Consider the following 1,091-nt stretch of genomic DNA (forward strand, 5'->3'; position numbering starts at 1 on the left):
CCAGGTGTACATACCACCAGTGAATGCGGGGGATTACCGAAAGGTCACCCGCCATTGCCTGATCAATCAAACCCTGAACATGCTGTAACCCCGGAATCAGTTGATCTGGATCCGTATGGATAATTAAAGCAGAGCGCCTATCCTCGCCAACATAATGCTCATCATATCGTCCAAAAATATATTCCATTCCAAACACCTTGATTCTGGGGCTGGTCAATATTTGGGTTAGATAAACCTTATTGTCTTTTGCATTACCCACAACAACGCCATAATGAATATTATCTATTTCACAGGGATATAGTTGATATTTACTAGAGATGAGGTTAACAAACTTTTCTCCTTCCTTAGTTCTGTGATTAATAAAGAATTCATTATGCGTCAGCGCAACCGCACGTTGTTTACCACAGGAATAAGTTGTGTTTAGACGGGTGTGTAGACAAAGTTTGCGGTATTTACTTATTGCTTTCGGATTATTACGAAGAAGTCCAAATTCATCAGCACAAATATAATTTCTGGTAACCTCAATGTTTTTGCGAGTATTAATCGCTTCCGCAATTAAATCTTTAGCAGTGATATCCTTTTGAATAATCCTGTTTTTAAACCTATCAACAAATAATCTGAATTCTGTATTAAAAACATCTGGATCACCATATGGAATCCAATCCTCTCTTTTAACCAGATGATTTGAATTTTCCGACCGAATCATCAAAGGTGACAGTGAATAGGGGGGGTTACCCGGATGGGTTAGCACTGCAACTTTCCGAAGCGTGCCATCATCGGCTCGGGTGCATTGTTCAGGGGAATTAGCAGTGGAATGCGCGATATTTACCAATAAATCTGTATGCGATAGCTGTTTTACCGGTATTTTTTTATGCTCATCCAATGGTGGCTGAGGATATAATGAAGATAAATTTGTCTGACTTATCGTAGTGGATGGAGGATGAACTGTGTTCAAAGATCCGATTCCTTGGTTTTAAGGTATGTAAGTAGTTAACCGAATGAAATCATATTTTCTGGATTTCAAGCCATTTTAGACTAATACCAATTCCACCTTCTAAATATGAGCTGCGCAGCCATTTTGGACAGCTGGA

At 39.3% G+C, this 1,091-nt stretch carries 1 protein-coding gene; it reads right to left on the reverse strand.

Translation table 11 applies throughout. From position 1 onward, the window contains the following. Positions 1-955, reverse strand: a 955-nt coding sequence (locus tag KDK15_RS07795) for a hypothetical protein (protein ID WP_257294796.1), incomplete at its 3' end; no start/stop codon positions are given. Between the last annotated feature and the right edge of the window lie 136 nt (positions 956-1,091).

Source organism: Endozoicomonas sp. YOMI1, assembly GCF_024606345.1.
In the GTDB taxonomy this organism is placed as follows: domain Bacteria; phylum Pseudomonadota; class Gammaproteobacteria; order Pseudomonadales; family Endozoicomonadaceae; genus Endozoicomonas.